At 63.5% G+C, this 18,885-nt stretch carries 20 protein-coding genes and 2 pseudogenes; 5 read left to right on the plus strand and 17 right to left on the minus strand.

Going from position 1 to position 18,885, the window contains the following annotated elements; all coding sequences use genetic code 11:
* Positions 1 to 296 precede the first annotated feature (296 nt).
* Complete coding sequence (locus tag Q8K08_RS11805; RefSeq protein ID WP_305250184.1) at positions 297 to 1,679, plus strand: FAD-binding oxidoreductase; 1,383 nt, start codon at positions 297 to 299, stop codon at positions 1,677 to 1,679.
* Between the two features lie 152 nt (positions 1,680 to 1,831).
* Here the strand turns inward: Q8K08_RS11805 and Q8K08_RS11810 are convergent.
* The 13 genes and pseudogenes from Q8K08_RS11810 to Q8K08_RS11870 all read right to left on the minus strand — a co-directional run.
* Positions 1,832 to 2,022, minus strand: a pseudogene (locus tag Q8K08_RS11810) (Tn3 family transposase); the annotation flags it as partial.
* 581 nt (positions 2,023 to 2,603) lie between these two features.
* Positions 2,604 to 3,719, minus strand: a complete 1,116-nt coding sequence (locus Q8K08_RS11815; protein ID WP_305250185.1) for a HupE/UreJ family protein — start codon at positions 3,717 to 3,719, stop codon at positions 2,604 to 2,606.
* Entirely contained in the window at positions 3,716 to 4,525 is an 810-nt protein-coding gene (locus tag Q8K08_RS11820; protein ID WP_305250187.1) for a DUF4198 domain-containing protein, read from the minus strand. The genes Q8K08_RS11815 and Q8K08_RS11820 overlap by 4 nt, the downstream gene beginning before the upstream one ends.
* Before the next feature lie 91 nt (positions 4,526 to 4,616).
* Complete coding sequence (locus Q8K08_RS11825; RefSeq protein WP_305250188.1) at positions 4,617 to 4,895, minus strand: hypothetical protein; 279 nt, start codon at positions 4,893 to 4,895, stop codon at positions 4,617 to 4,619.
* A gap of 74 nt (positions 4,896 to 4,969) precedes the next feature.
* Positions 4,970 to 5,236 carry a hypothetical protein gene (locus Q8K08_RS11830; RefSeq protein WP_305250189.1) on the minus strand — a complete coding sequence of 89 codons (267 nt, stop codon included), beginning with the start codon at positions 5,234 to 5,236 and terminating at the stop codon, positions 4,970 to 4,972.
* An 82-nt stretch (positions 5,237 to 5,318) separates the two neighbouring features.
* Positions 5,319 to 6,474, minus strand: a pseudogene (locus Q8K08_RS11835) (IS3 family transposase).
* 56 nt (positions 6,475 to 6,530) lie between these two features.
* On the minus strand, positions 6,531 to 7,799 hold the full coding sequence (locus Q8K08_RS11840) for an RNA polymerase sigma factor (RefSeq protein WP_305250190.1): 1,269 nt from the start codon (positions 7,797 to 7,799) through the stop codon (positions 6,531 to 6,533).
* On the minus strand, positions 7,796 to 8,152 hold the full coding sequence (locus tag Q8K08_RS11845) for a YciI family protein (RefSeq protein WP_305250191.1): 357 nt from the start codon (positions 8,150 to 8,152) through the stop codon (positions 7,796 to 7,798). Before Q8K08_RS11845 ends, Q8K08_RS11840 begins: the two co-directional genes overlap by 4 nt.
* A 14-nt stretch (positions 8,153 to 8,166) precedes the next feature.
* A complete protein-coding gene (locus tag Q8K08_RS11850; protein ID WP_305250192.1) occupies positions 8,167 to 8,748 on the minus strand; it encodes a hypothetical protein in 582 nt (193 codons plus the stop codon).
* A gap of 143 nt (positions 8,749 to 8,891) precedes the next feature.
* Entirely contained in the window at positions 8,892 to 9,629 is a 738-nt protein-coding gene (locus tag Q8K08_RS11855) for a type 1 glutamine amidotransferase domain-containing protein (RefSeq protein WP_305250193.1), read from the minus strand.
* Between the two features lie 12 nt (positions 9,630 to 9,641).
* Positions 9,642 to 10,202, minus strand: coding sequence for an antibiotic biosynthesis monooxygenase (locus Q8K08_RS11860; RefSeq protein ID WP_305250194.1), 561 nt, complete (start codon positions 10,200 to 10,202; stop codon positions 9,642 to 9,644).
* Positions 10,199 to 11,008 carry an alpha/beta hydrolase family protein gene (locus Q8K08_RS11865; RefSeq protein ID WP_305250195.1) on the minus strand — a complete coding sequence of 270 codons (810 nt, stop codon included), beginning with the start codon at positions 11,006 to 11,008 and terminating at the stop codon, positions 10,199 to 10,201. The genes Q8K08_RS11860 and Q8K08_RS11865 overlap by 4 nt, the downstream gene beginning before the upstream one ends.
* Positions 11,009 to 11,039: 31 nt before the next feature.
* Complete coding sequence (locus Q8K08_RS11870; protein WP_370870547.1) at positions 11,040 to 11,690, minus strand: NADPH-dependent F420 reductase; 651 nt, start codon at positions 11,688 to 11,690, stop codon at positions 11,040 to 11,042.
* 73 nt (positions 11,691 to 11,763) lie between these two features.
* Here Q8K08_RS11870 and Q8K08_RS11875 point away from each other — a divergent pair, with 73 nt between their 5' ends.
* The gene (locus tag Q8K08_RS11875; RefSeq protein WP_305250197.1) at positions 11,764 to 12,702 is read left to right on the plus strand and encodes a LysR family transcriptional regulator; all 939 of its coding nucleotides are present in this window, start codon (positions 11,764 to 11,766) and stop codon (positions 12,700 to 12,702) included.
* A 90-nt stretch (positions 12,703 to 12,792) separates the two neighbouring features.
* Here Q8K08_RS11875 and Q8K08_RS11880 read toward each other — a convergent pair whose 3' ends face one another.
* From Q8K08_RS11880 to Q8K08_RS11890, 3 genes are all read right to left on the minus strand, one after another.
* Positions 12,793 to 13,290 (minus strand): PIN domain-containing protein, encoded by a 498-nt coding sequence (locus Q8K08_RS11880; RefSeq protein ID WP_305250198.1) that lies wholly within the window; start codon positions 13,288 to 13,290, stop codon positions 12,793 to 12,795.
* Positions 13,291 to 13,341: 51 nt separating this feature from the next.
* A complete protein-coding gene (locus tag Q8K08_RS11885) occupies positions 13,342 to 13,821 on the minus strand; it encodes a helix-turn-helix domain-containing protein (protein ID WP_305250199.1) in 480 nt (159 codons plus the stop codon).
* A gap of 112 nt (positions 13,822 to 13,933) precedes the next feature.
* Positions 13,934 to 14,893, minus strand: a complete 960-nt coding sequence (locus Q8K08_RS11890) for a hypothetical protein (RefSeq protein WP_305250206.1) — start codon at positions 14,891 to 14,893, stop codon at positions 13,934 to 13,936.
* 155 nt (positions 14,894 to 15,048) lie between these two features.
* Between Q8K08_RS11890 and Q8K08_RS11895 the strand changes: the two genes are divergently transcribed.
* From Q8K08_RS11895 to Q8K08_RS11905, 3 genes are read left to right on the plus strand one after another with little or no spacing between them, the layout of a single operon-like run.
* Entirely contained in the window at positions 15,049 to 16,710 is a 1,662-nt protein-coding gene (locus Q8K08_RS11895) for a transposase (RefSeq protein WP_305250200.1), read from the plus strand.
* Between the two features lies 1 nt (position 16,711).
* The gene (locus tag Q8K08_RS11900; protein WP_305250201.1) at positions 16,712 to 17,593 is read left to right on the plus strand and encodes a TniB family NTP-binding protein; all 882 of its coding nucleotides are present in this window, start codon (positions 16,712 to 16,714) and stop codon (positions 17,591 to 17,593) included.
* The gene (locus Q8K08_RS11905) at positions 17,590 to 18,621 is read left to right on the plus strand and encodes a TniQ family protein (protein WP_305250202.1); all 1,032 of its coding nucleotides are present in this window, start codon (positions 17,590 to 17,592) and stop codon (positions 18,619 to 18,621) included. The genes Q8K08_RS11900 and Q8K08_RS11905 overlap by 4 nt, the downstream gene beginning before the upstream one ends.
* On the opposite strand, the gene Q8K08_RS11910 is transcribed toward Q8K08_RS11905, so the two are convergent.
* Positions 18,618 to 18,885: SMC-Scp complex subunit ScpB (locus Q8K08_RS11910; protein WP_305250203.1), on the minus strand; the 268-nt coding region annotated here is incomplete at its 5' end. The two genes, Q8K08_RS11905 and Q8K08_RS11910, sit on opposite strands and share 4 nt — an antisense overlap.

The following is an 18,885-nucleotide window of genomic DNA, read 5'->3' on the forward strand; positions in this document are numbered from 1 at the left end:
TGTTCGCATGATCGCCATACTTCGAACATTCGCTGAGGCCGGCCATTTGATCCATCTCAAACAAAAATGCTCCTGTTACTTGAAAACTTGTATAGTCGAAGCGAAAAATACGAGGTGCCTGCCATTCCTGCCACCGGCGCAATATGCTGAGCGCGCACGGACCTGCACCTGCCCTTCAGCGATAAGAGAGTCTTCGGACAGCGCTATGTAAACCTGCTATGATAATCCGATCTTGGTGACTGACGGGGACATGATTATGGCGCCCGGAATCGGGCCTAAGAGGGGAGTACACGGTAATGACAGCACTGGTGAACCGCGCCGGGCATTCGGTCGCGGAAGAAGCAATTTCGGCTTTGGCATCGGACCTCGCAGGCAAGGTCATCGGTCCTGACGATGCGGACTACGATCAGGTACGGCGGATCTGGAATGCAATGATAGAACGCCACCCCGGTCTGATAGTGCGGTGCCGAGGCGTGGCGGACGTCATCCAGGCGGTCAAATTCGCGGCCGAACATGATATTCTGGTCGCCGTGCGCGGCGGTGGGCACAATGTCGCTGGCCGTGCGCTTTGCAATGGTGGGCTGGTTATCGACCTTTCCGACATGCGCGGCGTATTCGTCGATCCCACGGAACGCGTCGTGCATGTGCAGGGAGGCGCTACACTCGGCGACGTCGATCGTGAGACCCATCTTCACGGGCTGGCTGTGCCACTTGGCGTTGTATCGAAGACAGGCATCGGCGGGCTGACTTTGGGCGGCGGCGTCGGCTGGCTGGTCCGTCGCTACGGGCCTACCTGCGACAATGTCGTGGCCTTTGACGTGGTCTCTGCCAACGGCGTGCTGATGACTGCCAGCGCGACCCAGAATCCGGACCTGTTCTGGGCGCTCCGTGGCGGCGGCGGCAATTTTGGCGTCGTCACGGCGTTCACCTACCGGGCCTACCCGGTCTCGACGGTCACGGGCGGCCTGCTCGTTTACCCGCGCGAAATGGCAGTCGCAGTGCTGCGCAATTATCGGGACTATGTGGCCGGCGCGCCCGACACAGTCACTGCATATGCAGCAATGCTGACTACGCCAGACGGGATGCCGGCTGTTGCGATAGTTGCGTGTCATTCGGGTGACCCGGACGAGGCCCAGCGTGACCTCGCCCCTCTCAGGACCTTCGGCCCACCGATTCTGGATGCGATCCAGCCGATGCCATTCCCGGTAATGCAGAAACTCCTTGATGGTGCTTTCCCGGACGGCACCCGCAACTACTGGAAGTCGGCCTTCGTCAACGAACTGAGCGACGCTGCAATCGATGTGCTGGTTGCCCAAGCCGATGCCATGCGCTCACCTTTGTCGAGCGTTGTCATCGAGTATTATTGCGGCGCCGCTGGTCGCAGTGGTGCAGCGTCAAGCGCGTTCGGGCACCGTTCGGCCGAATTCGATATCGGCCTCATGCCGCAATGGACCGATCCGGCCGAGGATCACCTGCACATGGACTGGGCCAAATCGACGAGCGATGCGCTCCAACCCTTCTCGAACGGGGGCTACTATGCCAATTTCCTGGCCGACGAGAAACCGGATGTCATTCGCGCCGCTTTTGGCGAAAACTATGACCGGCTGGCGAAGATCAAGGCGACCTATGATCCGAAGAACTTCTTCAGCCAGAACCTGAACATCAGCCCTGCTGCTTGACCAGTCTGGAGCCACGGCGGAACGTGAACCAAGAGTTACCGGCTCATTCAATCGTGCTCTTCACGGAGATGGCTCGCAACCGAAACCTTTTTCATTTGGATGCCCGTCTGAAGAGTCACAGCCGTCTGGTTGCATCACCATGTAAGAGCATGCTGTCGCAACGTGACAGCGTGTCCGAGACGCTTGGTGTTCCGGCAGATGTTGACGGTGGCGAGCAGATTCAGACCTGCAATGCGGAGGCGTTTCCTTCAGTAGTGGGGTCACAGATTTCGTCTTGGCGCCGGATGTGCAAGGCGTCCTTCAACGCGTGATGTGGCTCGCCCTTGTTGATGCCGATCTGTGCGCTGAGCAAGGGCTGTAGCTGCATGCCGATGGCAGCATCTGAAGATCTTCGCGGAAGATGCCGAGTACCTCCTAGAAAATGTCACTTGGCATTGCTGCGGCAGAGTTCCTGTGCTGTTACAATCTGGATAGAACACGGAGATTCCGGGCGCTCAAGATCTGGATGATGATCATGGCGCGTGGCCAAGTTCGGGCGGCTGATCGATCAGGGCATCGCTGAGGTCCAGTATCGGATCAGGTTGATGGCGCATGAACCTGCCTTGGAGTTGTTGACCCCGAGTTGAACGACCTCGTGTGTTTTCGGTTCAATCCCGGTGTTCTCGATGAGGGGACGCCGCCAGCCCTCAACGTTGAGATCATGTTACAGCGCTCGGATGCGGGAATTGCAGCCGTGTCAGATAGCACCGTGAAGGACACCTCTGCCTGCGTGACACAATCTGCAAGGACTGGACAACGAGCAAAGACATCGACCTGCTGGAGGAAACAGTGTTGCGATTGAGTGTCGTCGCTCCATCGACTTTACGATCCTGAAATAGCTGTCGCGCTGCTGGAAACGGCGAACTCGCGGTGTCAATGGGAACGTCAGGCAAATGTCCTTTCCACTGCCCAGTAGGCGGCGATTAGAGCGATGGCAGTGGAACCAGGAATGATGACGGCCTGCCGATAGATCGGGCGCTGCATCGCCCAGCCGACGCCCAGCAGGCAGGCCGCGATGACCGAAAGCTGGCCCAGCTCTACTCCGATGTTGAAGGCGACGAGGCCGGTCACGAAATGGCCGGTGGTCAGACCGACCTCACCCAGCACACTTGCAAAGCCAAGGCCGTGCAGCAGCCCGAAGCCAAAGATCACAACCGGACGCCATGCGCTCAGGCGGGTCGCCATCAGATTCTCGACCGCGACATAGACGATTGACAGCGCGATCAGGGGTTCCACGATGGCGGGCGAAAGCTGAACGATCCCAAGAGAGCCAAGGGCGAGCGTGATCGTATGCGCCACGGTGAAGGCGCTCACTTGCCACAACAGGACCGATGGCCGCGTGGACAAAAGGAACAGGCCCACGACAAACAGGATGTGGTCCAGCCCGCGCGGGATGATGTGGATGAAGCCAAGCCGAAGATATTCGGCAAAGACCGATGCGACCGACCTTTCGACACCGGGAACCAGCGAGATCGGGGAGCTTGCCGGGCCACTGACGTATTGCGAGTGGAAGAGGTCCGTCTCGCCCGCGCGCCGCAGCCTGATGACGCTATCGCCAAAGACAGGGTCGAACGACCACCGGACCGTATCGGTGTTCGGTGGCAGGAGGCCTCGCAGGGTGATTTCGGAAATCCGGGAGGTTTCAAGATCGCCGACGGGTGGGATGCTCAGGCCGGTTGTCGTCAATTTGGTCTGCGGACCCGCCGCAGGCGAAAGGGAGATTTCGCTTTCCAACCGGGGCGCAAAGGCGCTGAACCTGTCACGCAGTTCCTCGGGTGGCAGCGCGCGCAGTCCGTCATACTCCAGGGCTTGCGGGCTGTCCTTCGTGTCGGCGTGTTCGGGCCCCACCCCGGCCATGATAGCCTCAAGGTTCAGCGAAATCACCAGATCGAAACTTCCGTCCGCGCGAAGGTCTGCCGTGGCGATCGCCGGGCGCATTTCATGCGCTGCCAGTTGCGCGGGAAACAGGATCAGAACCAGAAGCGCAAATATCGCTCTCATGGCTTCACCCCCGCTGCCCAGCCAAAGGACAGCGAGGCCCAGGTGCTGTGCCAGACCTCGCCGCTTTCTGCCGGGCGTTCCTCCATGTGGACGGCGCTGAGAAGGTAGGTGCCGCTGGCCGTGAACGGGATCAGGGCACCACCGCCTGCATCGGTGCGGAAGATTTGGCGCGTGACCTCGCCCGATGTGGGTCGATGAAAGAGTGTCACCTGCGCATCGGCGAACGGTGCCCCTTGCCACAGCAACCGCACATGAAGCTGGTCCTGCGCGGCATAGGGATTTTCCAACGCGACCAGTTCGAAAGGCAGGCCTGCCACCCGGTCGGTCTGTCCTTGCTCGGGCGCGCCGACCTGAACCAATGCTTTGGCGTTGCGGCTGTAGCCTTCGGAAAACCCGGTCTCCAGCAGCCCGCGCGCACGGTGGCGCAGAATAACCTCTGCCAGCCCCTCTTCTTCGAGGAAGGCGGCAAAATCGGCAAAACTGTCGTAGGTCAGACGTTCGGGCAGCGCATGATAGCTGATGACATGCAGGCCCGGCGTATCGGCCTGATAGGTCATTGCGGGGATGTCGCCCTCATTCCCTGCCAATGGGTTGATGTGGGTTGCGTCGTCCACAGTAAACCGGGCAAACTTGTGCGAAAGATAAGGATAAGAGCGGCCCTCGAGCATCTGGCCAACGCGAAGGTCAAGTTGGAGCTGTTCGCCGACCAGCACCTGAAAAGGCTGCGGCTCGACCCAGAATTCGTGCGCCTGCACGCCGGTTGCGCAGAACGCCCAGGCCGTCGTCAAAACAAGTTGTTTCAGCATCAACATCCCCGCGTTGTCGATCGGTCACTCTGTCCGGCGACCCCAAAGGGACCGCCGGGTCAGATCGTTTACGGCAAAGATCTGCCGGACCTCAGTTGCTGGGGTGACCGGGAGCCGATCGGTCGCGGGCAACATTGCTTTTGCCTTTTACATCGTCCTTCGCCTCGATCGAAGCATCGGTCTTGCCATATGACGTTTCGGCGCCCATGCCGTCACGGTTGCTCTGGCCATCATCGACCTTGCCAGCGGTCGCCGGACCTGCAAGCTGAGCGCCGAAACCTTGGTCATGGCCTTTGGCAAAGCTGGAAGTCGCGGCGCCGATGGTCAGCGCGAACAGAGCCACGGCGGCTCCGATTGTCTTCGTATTCATGATCTTACTCCTGCTGGGTTCTGTGGTCTAAGGCTGAACCACATCGGAGTTACGCGACGGCGCAGGTAAGAGTTTCAGAACGTAGGGAGAATCTTTCGGCAGAAGTGTTTCTGTAGCGAGTTGCCGGACGTTAGCAGCACTTCCCAGAGGGCTGCTGTCCAAAAGCCTGCCACTGTTGTGTCGCGCCTCGACCGGAAATGCCGCAGCGTCAAAGGCGAACTGCCAATTTCTATACCGCACCTCCCGAAAACCTCATAGCCGTCTCTTGTCAGCCGGTCGGAAATTGCGCGACCAATCCCGTAAGACGCGCCGGTGACGATAGCGATAGGTCTGTCAGTCATGGGGAAACTCCTTGCGGTCGCTACCCCATGACGTTCCGGACCCCTGCGATTCCTACAGCCGCGATGACCTGCCACGGGTCTTTCATCCAGCCATGACCGGAGCCCGGTGGTCATTTACGCCTGTTGGCGCGGGTTGAGCAATCGCCCGGCGCGCGGAACTCTCATCGAGTGCAGCGGGTCGGGCGATTGCGGTGGTCAGATGCAGGGCGAAACCTGCGGGGGTCTGGTAGCCGAGGGCCGAGTGGGGCCGCGCGGTGTTGTAGTCGGTGACCCAGGCGGCGATCAGGTCGCGGGCATGGGCGAGGTTTCGGAACAGCGTTTCGTTGAGAAATTCGTCCCGCATCCGGCCGTTGAAACTCTCGACGAACCCATTCTGCATCGGCTTTCCCGGCGCGATGTAGTGCCACTCGATCTTGGTCTCGGCGCACCACTTCAGGATCGCATCCGAGGTCAGTTCCGTCCCGTTGTCGGAGACGATCATCCCGGGCTTGCCACGCCGTTCGATCAACGCCGTCAGTTCCCGTGCCACGCGGCGGCCCGAGATCGAGGTGTCGGGGATCGCAGCGAGGCACTCGCGCGTGACGTCATCCACCACATTCAGCACCCGGAACCGCCGTCCGCAGGCGAACTGATCGTGGACGAAATCCAGCGACCAGCGGGCGTTTGCACGGGCTTCGACCAGGATCGGGGCCCTTGTGCCAAGCGCCTTGCGGCGCGCTTTGCGTTTACGGACGGTTAACCCTTCCTCGCTGTAGAGCCGGTAGATGCGGTTGATCCCTGACGGTTCTCCCTCGCGTCGCAGCAGCACGAACAGCCGCCGGTAGCCGAACCTGCGCCGCTCATTGGCCAGATCCCGCAACCGGCCCCGCAGGGCCGTGTCCGGCGCACGCTGCGGTTGATACCGCACCGTCTTCCGGTCCGCCCCGGCAATCCGGCACGCCCGCCGTTCCGACAGCCCAAGCAGGGCCTTCAGATGCGCGACTGCCTCGCGCTTCACGGCGCTACCACTTTTTTGACAAGAGTTCCTTCATCGCCGCCATGTCCCGCATCTGCTCGGCCAGCAGCTTCTTCAGCTTCGCATTCTCGTCCTCCAGCGCCTTTAGCCGCTTGGCCTCGGACACCGTCATCCCGGAATACTTCGCCTTCCAGGCGTAGAACGTGCCTTCCGACATCCCGTGCTTGCGGCAGAGATCGGCGCACTTCGCACCGGCCTCATGCTCCCGCAGGATGCCAATGATCTGCTCTTCGGTTCATATCGTTCGCTTCATCGTCCGTCCCTTCCTTGGGGCGGACTCTAGTCGCTGGTGGAGGAAAAATCCCGTGGCAGGTCAGCGAGACAGGACGACCGAAGATTTGCCTTCTTCCTTTCAAGAAACGCGCGGGCCGCCGGATCGGGGCACAGGGCGATCGCCCGGTCGTAACAGGCGATGGCCTGCCCCGAGGCACCCGCGAGGGCCGACAGATGCGCGCGCACCGCCCACCAGGGCTGATAGGCGGCAGCGTGGGTGGCGTCGGCGGCATCAAAGACAGTAAGCCCGGCGGCAGGATCTCCCGCCTCTCCCAGTGCCGCGGCAAGCCCGGTCAGCGCCCCCGTTGTCGGATGCAGTGCTGCTAGGCCGCGATAGAGCCCGGCGATGGCACCCCAATTAGTCGGATGGCCGTGGCGCCGGTCGGCGTGGGCGGCGGCGATCGCGGCCTCGATCTGGTAGCGGCCCAGTGTGGGTGCGCCGGCGGCCAACCGCAGCGCAAGGTCGGCATCCGCCATCATGCGCGCATCCCAAAGACTCGTGTCCTGCTCATCCAGCGGGATCAGGCAGCCCGATCCATCGACCCGCGCCGGCCGACGCGCCTGCGTGTAAAGCATCAGCGCGAACAGGGCTTGCGCCTCCGACGCTTCGGGCATCTGTGCGGCGATCAGGCTGCCGAGCCACAGCGCCTCACGCGCGAGCGAGGTGGATTTGGCATCCCCAGCGCCCTCGCCGTCGATGCCGACGGTAAATGCGGCATAGACAGCGTCCAGCACATTGGCGAGGCGCGGGGCCAGTTCGTCCCCGTCCGGCAGTGCAAAGCCTATGCGCGCGGCCTCGATCTTGGCGCGCGCGCGGGTCAGCCGCTGGCCGAGCGTGCCGGGCGCAATCAGGAAGGCCCCTGCCATCCGCCGCGCATCGAGGCCTAGCACCAGTTGCAGCATCAGCGGCGTTCGCATCCGCGCCTCAATGGCCGGATGGGCGCAGACGAACATCAGGTTCAGGATGCGGTCCGGCGTTGCGGCATGCCCCATGTCCATGCGCTCCTCTTCCATAAGGGTCAGAGCCTCGGCTGCCGCGGCGGCGCGGGCGGCGGTGCGCCCGGCATCCGCCGCGCGGTGGCGGGCCGTCGCGATCAGCCATCCCTCAGGTCTGGCCGGGACGCCCTGCACCGGCCAGACCTCCAGTTCGCGGTCGACCGCATCCGACAGCGCATCCATGGCCGCCGTCACATTGCCAGTGCGGCTGGCCAGAATGGCGACGAGCCTGCCATGCGACAGGCGCGCCACCCTTTCGATCTCGTCAGTCGCGCTCACGCCGACCCGCGCATCACGACAGGCCGCACCTCGACCGCGCCCGAGGATGCCGCTGGGTTCAGGGCTGCCCAGTGCAGGGCAGTGTCGAGGTCGGGCACGTCGATGATGTAGTAGCCGCCGAACTGTTCCTTGCTGGCGGCATAGGGGCCGTCCTGGATGTCGCGCCCCTCGCCCCGCACGCGCAGGGTGGTGGCGGTATGCGACGGGTGCAGGGCATTGCCGCCCACTAAAACCCCCGCCTCGATCAGCGCACGGGTATAGGCGCCCCAGACCACGCCTTCGGCCGCGGCGGCAACCGCATCGGCATCGGCATATTCGGACGGCGGGGTATAGTTCAGGATCATGTAGTGCATGGCTTTCGTCCTTTTCAGCGGGCCACAACGGCAGTGAGCAGCGCCGTCGGCGTGCGGTCAGCGGTGCACATGTCGTTGTCGGCGGGGCGCTGGCCGAAGTGCAGGCCATCCGCCGACAGCGCCAGCAGGTCGTGATCCTGCCCGCAGTCTGCCACGGGACGCCATGCCGCGCAGCCGGTTTCCGAAATGTCGGCCTCGAGGTTCACGATCAAGCCACAATCGGCCATGCCCATGGCGGCGGCGATTTCGGGCACAGGGGTCAGCAGCGTCAGGTGCTTCCAGCCCTGGTCAAACACCGTGTGAAAGGCCCCCGGCACGGCTCCGGACGCCTCTCGCACCTCGTAGGCGCCCCCGGTGCGGAACTGGAAGGTGCGCTGCGTCATTCCGGGGTCGATTGCGTGGATGAAGGTCAGGCTCCACCGGCCATCAGCGAAGACGAACTCTCGGGTGCCATAGCCGCCATACCAGTCCTCGACGGATGGGCTGTGGAACGTGCCAGACAGCGTTTGCAGCACGGTGCGGTCAGCGGATTGCGCGGCGACGGGACATGCCAGCGCGGCGGCGGCAATGGTGAGAGCGGGAAGCAGGGCGTTCATGGGATCCATATCCTCTCTGGTGTGGCAGTGCCCGGAATGGGCGCCGATACCCCATGACGATCAGGATGGTCCCGATTTCTACATCCTGCATCGGGTTTTCGCGGTGCCACCGCTTCGTTCCGAGGATCGAAGTCTCTATTTCGTCACCGGCCCAACGTTTGCACCACCAGTTCCGCCGCCGCAGCGCCTGAGAACTGCTGCTGGCCGGTGATCAGGTTGCCGTCGCGCACCGCGAAGGCCTTGAACATCGAGTTCACCACGAAATTGGTGTCGGGTAAAATCTTCGCCTCGTCCTCGATCCAGAAGGGCTGGACCTTCATCCCGACGAACCCGTCTGCAAAGGCCTCCTCGGAATTGGCGAAGCCCGTCCAGGTCTTGCCCTTGACCAGAAGATCACCCTTGGACAGCCGGGTCTTCAGCAGGATGCAGGTGCCGTGACAGACGACCGCCACGATCTTGCCTGCCTCGTAGGCGCGCGCCACGAAAGCGAGCAGGTCCGTGTCGTCAATCATGGTGATCATGGGCGACTGCCCGCCTGTCACGAAGATCGCGTCATAATCGGAAAGATCGACCTCGGCGATGGAGCGGGTGCCTTGCAGAAGTGCCGCATGGGGCGGGCTTTTCTTGAAGCCCAGCGAGATCAGGTCATGCGCGGAATATCCGCTGGCATCCTCGGGGTCGGAATAGCTATCGGCTATAAGGTCGCCGCCCTTCGGGCTGACGATGTCCACGCCGTAGCCTGCCTCGGTGAAGGTCCAGAACGGGTGGGTCAGTTCGGCCCACCAGAACCCCACCGGCCAGCCAGTCGTGGGAGAGGTGCCGGGATTGGCGGCGATGATGAGGACTTTCTTCTTTCCGTGCGTGTCGATTGCGGCGGTCATGGCCGTTCCCTTTCAATGGGTTGATATCTTCGGATAGATGAATCGCGCTATCAGCGGCGTCAGGCTGGGCATAATGACATAGGTCATCAGCCCGATCTGGATTGTGACCAGCACCAGCAACCGCAGCGCCAGCGGCCAGCCCGACATCACCGGGCCAAGCACAAGGTTCAGGATCAGCACCAGCGCGAACACCACCGCGATCAGAACCAGCGCCATGCGGTGCGGGCTGGGCTGCGGGAGGCGGGTGCCGGGCGGCGCGTCGAACCAGAATTCAAGGCCGGTCATCCGTTCCCAGGCCGCATCGGCGGCGAAGATCGGCGCGGCCTCGGCCAGCATCCGGGCGCGAAACTCGGACCCTTCGAAGGCTTCCAGTTGCTCCGGCGTGTCGAAGCGGAACACGTTGCGATAGATGCCATCGGCCCCGGGGCGGTGGAACTCGGCGCCCAGATAGCCGGGGAACGCCTCGGCCGCGCCCTGGGTCAACCGTTGCAGCCACGCTTCGTAGTCCGTTTCGCGCCCCGGCCTGACCCTGCGGCGAACGGTGATCGTGACGGGGGCCGAGGGCAAGGTCATTCGACCTCCGGCGTCGCGGCGCGGATCAGGGCGGCGGCCATGGCCTGCGGGTCCACCTGATGGGGCGCATGGCCGGTGTCCATCGGCACCGCCTCGGCCACCGATCCGCGCCCCAGCATGGTCAGTTGCAGGTCGGTCGACACGGCCCGGTCGCGCAGCGTCACGACATAGGCCGCACGGACCTGCCCGAAGCGCGCCAAGGTCAGGGCCACCGGCGTGGCGATCGGTGCAAGCGGTTCGTCCACCATCGCGGCCGCGATGGCGGCCGCCAGATCGGTGTCTGCATCATTGGCAAAGAGCGCCGCCCGGTCGCGCGGGTTGACCGAGGCGGTGGCATAGTCGGGTGCCACGACAAAGCTGTCGGCCTGCCAGCCGCCGTGGCGGTCCGACAGCGCCAGATCCTGCATCGACTCGCCTGGGTTCTGGTCCACCGCCGGCAGATAGGCCGCCACATAGACCAGCGTGGCGATCCGGTCGGGCGCAGCCTCAGCCACGGCCGAGATCGTCATGCCGCCGAAACTGTGCCCGACTAGAACGACAGGGTCAGGGCCGGCCGCCTCGATCACGCTTATGACGTTTGCGACGTGATCGCTCATCGTGACCTCGCCGGGGATGCGGCCGTCACCAGGACGACCAGGCAGATCGACAGCGATAGCCGAATGCCCGGCCGCTTCGAGGGCTGCGACGGTTCCGTCCCACACCGCGCCGGTCTGAAACGCGCCGTGCACAAGAACAAAGGTGTCGGCCATTGCCGTCGCAGGCACGGCAAGCGCGGCAATCAGGGTAGCTGTCTTGAGGCGGGTCATCCAGATGGTCCTTTGTGAGAGGGTGATTGGGTCAGACGCCCTGCGCTCCATGGCGATCGACGGCGGCAAAGGCCCACGCGCGACCCTTGCCGCGCGCCATCGCCTGATTGATCCAGAGCATCCCGAAGGGCTCGAGCAGGCGGGCCTTGGTGATGTCGCCGGCGTCCAGCGGCTCGAAACCAAGGTCGGCCAGCAGTTGGGCGACGGCCTCCTTGGCGGCCGGGTCGTTCCCGGCCATGAACATGACGGGGCGGCCGGGCAGAGCGGCGGTGTCGGCCATGATCTCGGCGCCGACCTGATTGAGCGTCTTGACCACGCGCGCCTCGGGTAGCCAGTCCTGCACCGTCTCACCGCCCGATGAGGTGTGGCCGAGGACAAGCGCCAGCGCGCCATCGACCATGCCCAGCGGGTTCATGCAGTCGATCACGATCTTTCCGCGGAGGTCACCAAGCGTCGCCACGGCTGCGGCGGCCGCGCCCCAGGGCAGGGCGAGGATCACGATGTCAGCGCCCTGTGCGGCTGTTGTCGGGTCTGCCACTGTCGCTCCGGTCGCGTCAGCAATGGCGGCGACCTTGGCCGCCATCGGGTCGCGCACACCCAACGCGACGACATGACCTTTGCCTGAGAGGCTATGCGCAATGGCGCTCCCGACCTTGCCCGAACCGATGATCGCGATCTGCATGAAATCTCGCCTTGCTTCACTCTGCCCGCAAGAGATACTGATCTGAAGAAAGACACAAAAATGAATAAGCATGATGTCTGACTTAAGCACATCGCAACTCCGGAGACTGGACCTGACGCTGCTTCTGGTGTTCCTGGGGCTGCTTCGGCACCGCAAGGCACTGGACGTGGCCACTGAACTGGGCCTGACACAGTCGGCCATCAGCCAAGCCCTGAAGCGTTTACGCGACATCTTCGAGGACGAATTGTTTCTGCGCCGCCCCTACGGGATGGAACCGACCGCGGTCGCGTTGACACTCGAGGCACCGCTGGCGCAGGCGGTCGAGGCGTTGCGCGGAGCGCTGGGTGCGGCGCGTTTCTTCGATCCCGGCGTGGCCACTGGAGTTGTGCGGATTGCCGCCCTTGACGCCCAGCAGGCGGTGCTCATCCCGCCCCTTGTCGCGTGCTTGCGCGCACAGGCGCCAGGCCTGCGCCTGTCCGTCCTGCCGCTAGCGCGCAGCGACGCGGTTGAGGCGCTGATCGACGGGCGGGTCGACCTGTCCCTCGGGTTTCTGTGGAACGTGCCCGACACGATCCTGGGCGAACGACTCTATGAGGAAAGCTACCTCGTCGCGGGGAGGCCGGGCAGCCTGTCGCGACCACTCGATCTCGATAGTTACTGTGCAGCGGATCATGTCCTCGTGGCACCGGGCGGCGACCTGCGCGGGGTCGTGGATGAGCAACTCGAGGCCGTCGGGATGTCACGCAATGTGGTTCTGGGCTTGCCCGGGTTCCTTCCGGCCCTTGCAGCCGTTGCCGCGTCGGACGCTCTGGTGACGCTGCCATCTCGCGTCGCACAGGCCTTCGCGCCGTCCTTCGGGCTTGTCACCTTTGGGGCGCCTCTGGAAATTAGACGCTTCCCTGTGTCGGTCTTCTGGCATCGAAGGAACGACGCGGATCTGCGCAACAAGTGGCTGCGACGGCAGCTTGCCGACTGTGCAAGGGTGCCGTTGCATTCTATGGGCGGGCCGTGACATCTAGCGAGATCGCGCGATTGCAGGGGACCAGCTGACGATAGCGAAGCCGAAAGGTGGCCGTCCAAGATAGGAACGCGGAGGCGCTGATCAAAGCAGGTCGGCGAACTGCTCCAGGTCGGCAACCGTGGCGACCAGCCCTTGCTGCGTCAGGATCGCGAGATACTCGTCGACGCTTTTGGGCGGATTCTTGAGGCGCGCGCGAACTTTGCGGAGCGCGGAACAGACCAGACCGGGCGCGAGAGACAGTTGGTTGCGGAAGAAGTCGTCAGGGTGCTGGGTCTCGATGCCGAAAGGCGAAAGTGTCTCAGGTGGGAAGTCCTTCAGGTTTTGAGTGACGATGGCGTCACAGCGCCCAACGATTGCGGCCGCCAGAACATGTCGATCGTCGGAGTCCGGCAGTGATAGGGCCGGCACCAATGCCGCGTAGCAGGTGACCAGGCAGTCGCGTGTTGCCCTGTCCATCAAGTCGCGAGTTCGTTCCAGCGCCGCCCGGTCCCGATGAGGTTCGTTGCGCAGAAGGGCGTCAATCCATTCCCGATGGATGTCGGCCGTCCACTTGGCCTTGAAAAGGTCCGTGACCGCCAATTGTTGGAGCGGGACAAAGGACGTTCGCGTCGAACAGGACCGTGTACTGGCTCATTTCGAGCCGTAGCCCATGTCCTGCTCTTGAGCGTCGGCGGCTAGTTGGTCGAGCACCGCTTCACGCTCGTTGTCGATCGCGGCCTTGTAGGACATCACGTCCTCCATGCGGACGCGGCGATGCTTGCCTACCTTCCAATGCGGGATGCTTCCATTCTCGAGTAGTTTGATCAGGAACGGCCGCGAGACGCTCAGGACCTCAGCTGCCTGCACTGTCGAGAGCTCTGCATTCTCGGGGATGATGGTGACCCCGCGCCCCGCTGCCATCGCCTCGAGGATTTCCATGAGCAGCGATACAGCGTCTGCAGGAAGCTCTATCGGCTCCATCTGCTCGGAGTCTGTCACGCGAAGCTTCAACGGCGCGCGCGCCCGGGCAAAGCGTGACAATGCCTGCCCAGAGACGCGTGCGATCGCTGCGTCCTGCGGGGTGGGCGGAAGGTGGTGGTCTCCTCTCCGTTTTCTGTTCTCTACCACCATATATGAAATAAGTGCAACAAATGCATTAAGTGTCGGTGATTTTCTGCGCGCCCTGCCGCGCGCTCGCGGTCACCGCTACTGCCAACTGGGCCGTCAACACCCACGCTAACCTTCAGTTCGCAGTGCACCACATTCTGAATCGCCCCTGTCCTGTCACCTCGCGGATCAGGCCGCGCGCTTCCAGCCATGCAAGGTTGCGCTGGACGGCGGCGCGGCTGGCGCCAGTCAGGGCCTCGGCCATCGGTGCAGAGACGAACGGCCATTCGGTCAGCACCGCGCGCAGAGCCGCGGGCGTCCTGCCCGAGAGCGATGCCATCTCGGCCACTGCCCGCGCCGACCATGCCTCGATATCGTCAAGCTGCCGCATCGCGGTCAGGCATGCCGTCTCCATCCCGTCGAGCCAACGCACAAGACGGTCGGCGGGTGGGCCACCGGCGCGAAGACCCCCTGCCCCGCCCATTGCCAGAGGCGCGAAGACTGCTCCTCTCCCCTCGCTGGCAGCGATCCGCGCAGCTGTGACAGCCGCTTCCATCCGGTCGCCGTGCTGCCCGAGCCCCGCTAGGCCCCATAGGTGAAAGCCCATAGCGGCGCGGGTGATCGGGTGCAGGTCGGCGGCTTGCCCCATTAGATCCAGCCAACCGCTCGCACGATCCACGAACGGCTCGGTCACATCACCTAGGTTCTCGGGGTCGCGACGGTCGAGGAAGGCGGACAGGTCCTGCTCCGGTCCCGGTCCACCCGTCAGCCGCCGCACGGCCCATCCGACCCGCGCCAGCGCGGCCGTGTCGTCCTGCACGCCGGACAGGCGCATGGAGATCCAGAGCGCCAGCCGATCTGGGCCAATGCGGTCACCCACAAACCAGCAGAGGTCTGCCGCTTCGATCAGGGCAAGCCTATGACGCCAGCCTTCCGGGCTGCGCTTCAGACGGTCGTCCAGAGCGCCGACGCGACCGGCCACAAGAGCAAGACGCGCGGCTTGACCGGCCTCTGCTTTCCGCCAATCGTCGAGGGCTTCGGCTTCGCGCGGTTCGGCCCGTGGTCCGGGCGGCAGGTAATCCGGCTCGTCGTCCATCGGACCGGGCAGGAACCAATGTCGCTTTTCCTTCACGATTTCACTGCATGGTTATGACGAGTTTTCAGGATGGTAGCGCCGGAATCGGCGCACTTTTCTGCTTTGCGATTTCAATTTCAATTCGGACTTCAATAGGTTTCGAAGGGCACGGTGGCATGACAGCGCTCAGCAAAGATCGGTCATTGGAACGGGCAGCTTACCGCGCTTCTGACGAGGTCTGGTCAAAGGCCGTTCGGATCGCTCGCGAACTTGACCGGGTTCTCGACGGCGACCTGCCAATGCGGGCGTCTGTCAGCCGGGCAGCGACAGAACTGCGCCTTTCGGCCCGGCAGGTCTACAATCACCTCGCCCGGTATCGCGAGGAGCGTCGTGTCTCGTCGCTCCTGCCTCGGACGAATGGGGCGCGGCGTGCGAGGATATCGACCGGCGTTGAAGCCATCATTTCCGAGACGTTGCGGGAGATGTGGCTGCAGCCGGAGCAACCCGACCTCGCGCCAATCGTCGACGAGATCCGCGCGCGCTGTGCCGGCCAAGGCTTCAAGCCCCCGGCCTATGTCACCGTGGCCAAGCGGATTCCGCTCATCTTCACTCCCGAGGAGATCGCGCGGCGGCGGCTTTCCGGTGGCAAACATTTTCACCGCCTGAAACCGCGTCCGGGATACATCCGTGCAGCACACGCCCTTGACGTCGTCCAGATCGATCACACACCGGCCGATATCCAGTTCGTCGAGGTGATCGACGACCACGGCGTTTTCGTGGGCAGACCCTATCTGACCATCGCAGCCGATGTGGCGACCAGTGCAATCATCGGCTTTTGCCTCACCCTCGAGCGCCCTTCCCGACTCTCGGTGGCATTGTGCCTTGCGCACGCGATGTGCCGCAAGGATGACTGGCTGGCCGAACGCGGGATTGCGCATCCATGGGCGATGCATGGCCGCCCCAAGCAGATCGTCGTGGATTCCGCCAAGGAATTTCAGAGTAGCACGTTCACGACGGGATGCGCCGACTTCGGCATAACCGTCCGCACCCGGAACAAAGGAACCGTTCACCGGGGTGGCGTTGTCGAACGGCTGCTGGGCAAGGTGAACACGGTGCTCAGATCCCTTCCCGGCAAGACCGGGCGGTCCATCGCGGACAGAGGAGATTATTCGTCCGACAAGCGGGCAAGTCTGACCTTCGCGGCCCTTGAGCTCTGCATCGCACTGGCAATCATCGATCACAACCAGACACAGAACGCACGCAAGCTGACCGTTCCAGCCATCGAATGGGAGTGGCGGCTTCCACCGACGGACCGGCCGATCGACGAGCCTGACCATGTCCTGCTCAACTTCTTACCTCGCAAGACGCGGCGGATCTCACCGCAAGGCGTCAGCCTGTTCGCCATGGACTACTTCGAACAGTGGCTTGGGCCGCTTGTCGCCCGCCGTGACCGCTTGGCACCGTTGGATCTGTGCTATGACCCCCGGGACATCAGCCGGATCTATATTGCCGATCCCGACACGCGTGTCTGGCTCCCGGTCGGACGACGGGACGGCGTGACGATGCCGCTCACCCTTTGGCAGCATGAAGCCGACCGAGCGCGCAAGCGTGAGAGCCAGCAGCGCCCCGTGCAGGACAAGACCATCCTGCGCCGGGAAATCGCGGCAACCGTCGCCGGGGCCAAATCCACGAAGGCCCAACTGCGGGAAATGGCCCGGGCCCGACACGCCGCAGACACGCCAAAGCCGTTTCACAGTGCCGGGCGCGTTTCAGAGGCGACTAATCCTGGACCGGCGCCTGACCGACCCCGCCGCGTCTTTCCCGTCGAGACCTGGTGACATGGCCGACCATCTCCTGCCGACAAGCTCAGCGCTTCTTGAGGCCGATACTGCCGCCCGCATCGCGCATGTCAGGGCGCCACGCTGGATTGGGCATCCGGTGGCCGTAACTGCGCATGACGCGATGCGACAACTGCTCGAGCGGCCGCCATCGCTGCGTCCACGCGGCTTACTGATTGCCGGTCCCTATCACAACGGCAAGACCATGATCGCCGAACGCTTTGCGATCGAACATCTGCGCCTCGCCGACCGACAAAAGGTGTGGGTGATCCAGACCCGGGAAGGTGCCGGCCTGTCGCATTTCTACGCCAGCATCTTGTCCGGACTGCGCGCCCCGCAGGCTGCCGGCTGGCGCAGCCTGTCCCGTGCCAGCGAACAGGTCGATCATCTCCTCGACAGCCTGAAGCCGCGGTTGCTGATCTTTGACGAGTTCCACAGCGCGTTGCGTGGGCGCAGGCAGGATGTGAAGGCGATCTTCTCGTTCTTGCGGCGGATCGCACGGGTGCATGACATCTCGCCCGTGCTTGTCGGCGAAATCGCCGTCTACGATGCGCTGCACGACACAGAAGAAATGGGATCACGATTTGATACGGTCCCGGTGCCGCGGTGGGGTTTCGACGAGGATTTTGCAGCCCTTCTCGACAGTCTCGAGGCGAGCATTCCGCTTGCCCAGGCCTCTAACCTCTCGCGGTTGCCCCTTGCCAGAATGATCCATGATCTGTCGGAAGGGCTGATCGGAGAGGTGGTCGACATCGTCACCCGGGCGGCGGTTGCAGCTATTGAGAGCGGTGAGGAACGGATCACGTCCAGCACCGTCATGGCCCTCGGCTATGTGCCGCTGTCACGGCGACGGAACTCGGCCTTGCGCCATTCAATGACATGACCAGCAAGGCGCCGAGCATCACCGTCTCCCCGGCCCGCCGCTATAGAGTGGCGGCGGGACATCGCTGGCCGGTGGAGGTCAGGCCAGCTCCAGGCGAGCTTTTGTCAAGCTGGCTGCATCGGCTTGCGCATGCCAACGGTGTGCCGCCGCGTTACTTCGGAGCAGTGCTCGGTGCGGCCGGCGAGACATGGTCGGCACAACTTGACAGGCATCTGCCGGATGCTGTTCGTCGCTTGCTGCTCGACCATACGTCGATCTGCCCCGAAGAGATCGACGGTCTTTGTCTGGCCTACAGTGCACTCTCGACCCTGCGCTTGCGGCTGCGTTCCCGGCCGCAAGATGCAGGGACATCGACGGCGCAGTCCTGTTGGCTGCAGTTCTGTCCCACCTGCCTGCGGGAAGACGAGGTGCCCTATTTCCGGCGCAGCTGGACCTTGGCAACCCGCGTGTCCTGCTTTCGCCATGGCTGCCGGCTGCGCGACCGCTGCCCGTCTTGTGGTCAGGGCCTTGCGCCGTTCAGGCGGGATCGCCTTGTGCCACAGCAGTACTGCGCCTACTGCGACGCTTCTCTCGCCAAACCGACGGACCCGGTAAACTCAGGCGCCCGGCGCCTCGAGCGGCTGATCGACGATCTGCTTCGCCTTGACTCAGCTGGGCGCGCGCATGACGACCGGAAGTCCCTCGCCGAGAGGCTTGCGAGATGCCTGGTGCCTGTTGGTCCGAAGACATCAACGATCCCGCATCTGTCGCAGCGGGTTCGCCACGATTTCTTACGACGGCTGTCCGAGCGGCAGATCGAGGCGAGAGACCCCACAGAACGCTGCCCGCTGAACCTCTGGGACCGGCTTGCCAATGCCGCTGGAAACCACAACGGGCTGGTCAAGGCGCTCACGGATCAGCTTGCTGAAACTGCCGGCTTGCAGCGAACCACCTGCAGTAGAACCCCTGATCTAGCCGCCTTGCTGCGGGCCGCAACCCGGCTTCATGAAGACTGCCGATCTCCTGTCGAAGCCCTAGCTGCCTCTTAAATGTCCAGTGCCTCCGACGGGCCCGCCAAGCCGGCATCTGCGAGTTGCTCGGGATCGGGCAGGTCGCGCAAGGACTCCATCCCGAAGACGGCCAGAAAGGTATCCATGGTGACGAATGTATAGGGCGCGCCGCGGCGAGGCTCCCGCGGGCCGGTCCCGATCAGGTCTCGGTCCGCCAGCCGCCCGATCAGGTCACGGCTGATCTCTTTCCCGAAAATCTCCTTCAACCCGTCACGGCTGATCGGTTGGTGAAAGGCGATCGCC

This window comes from Pseudotabrizicola sp., from assembly GCF_030684215.1.
In the GTDB taxonomy this organism is placed as follows: domain Bacteria; phylum Pseudomonadota; class Alphaproteobacteria; order Rhodobacterales; family Rhodobacteraceae; genus Pseudotabrizicola.

Coding starts and splice junctions, on each gene's coding strand:
- Q8K08_RS11805 (WP_305250184.1), top strand. CDS start 297: ATGACAGCACTGGTGAACCGCGCCGGGCATTCGGTCGCGGAAGAAGCA.
- Q8K08_RS11815 (WP_305250185.1), bottom strand. CDS start 3,719: ATGAGAGCGATATTTGCGCTTCTGGTTCTGATCCTGTTTCCCGCGCAA.
- Q8K08_RS11820 (WP_305250187.1), bottom strand. CDS start 4,525: ATGCTGAAACAACTTGTTTTGACGACGGCCTGGGCGTTCTGCGCAACC.
- Q8K08_RS11825 (WP_305250188.1), bottom strand. CDS start 4,895: ATGAATACGAAGACAATCGGAGCCGCCGTGGCTCTGTTCGCGCTGACC.
- Q8K08_RS11830 (WP_305250189.1), bottom strand. CDS start 5,236: ATGACTGACAGACCTATCGCTATCGTCACCGGCGCGTCTTACGGGATT.
- Q8K08_RS11845 (WP_305250191.1), bottom strand. CDS start 8,152: ATGCACTACATGATCCTGAACTATACCCCGCCGTCCGAATATGCCGAT.
- Q8K08_RS11850 (WP_305250192.1), bottom strand. CDS start 8,748: ATGAACGCCCTGCTTCCCGCTCTCACCATTGCCGCCGCCGCGCTGGCA.
- Q8K08_RS11855 (WP_305250193.1), bottom strand. CDS start 9,629: ATGACCGCCGCAATCGACACGCACGGAAAGAAGAAAGTCCTCATCATC.
- Q8K08_RS11860 (WP_305250194.1), bottom strand. CDS start 10,202: ATGACCTTGCCCTCGGCCCCCGTCACGATCACCGTTCGCCGCAGGGTC.
- Q8K08_RS11865 (WP_305250195.1), bottom strand. CDS start 11,008: ATGACCCGCCTCAAGACAGCTACCCTGATTGCCGCGCTTGCCGTGCCT.
- Q8K08_RS11870 (WP_370870547.1), bottom strand. CDS start 11,690: ATGCAGATCGCGATCATCGGTTCGGGCAAGGTCGGGAGCGCCATTGCG.
- Q8K08_RS11875 (WP_305250197.1), top strand. CDS start 11,764: ATGTCTGACTTAAGCACATCGCAACTCCGGAGACTGGACCTGACGCTG.
- Q8K08_RS11885 (WP_305250199.1), bottom strand. CDS start 13,821: ATGGTGGTAGAGAACAGAAAACGGAGAGGAGACCACCACCTTCCGCCC.
- Q8K08_RS11890 (WP_305250206.1), bottom strand. CDS start 14,893: ATGGACGACGAGCCGGATTACCTGCCGCCCGGACCACGGGCCGAACCG.
- Q8K08_RS11895 (WP_305250200.1), top strand. CDS start 15,049: ATGACAGCGCTCAGCAAAGATCGGTCATTGGAACGGGCAGCTTACCGC.
- Q8K08_RS11900 (WP_305250201.1), top strand. CDS start 16,712: ATGGCCGACCATCTCCTGCCGACAAGCTCAGCGCTTCTTGAGGCCGAT.
- Q8K08_RS11905 (WP_305250202.1), top strand. CDS start 17,590: ATGACCAGCAAGGCGCCGAGCATCACCGTCTCCCCGGCCCGCCGCTAT.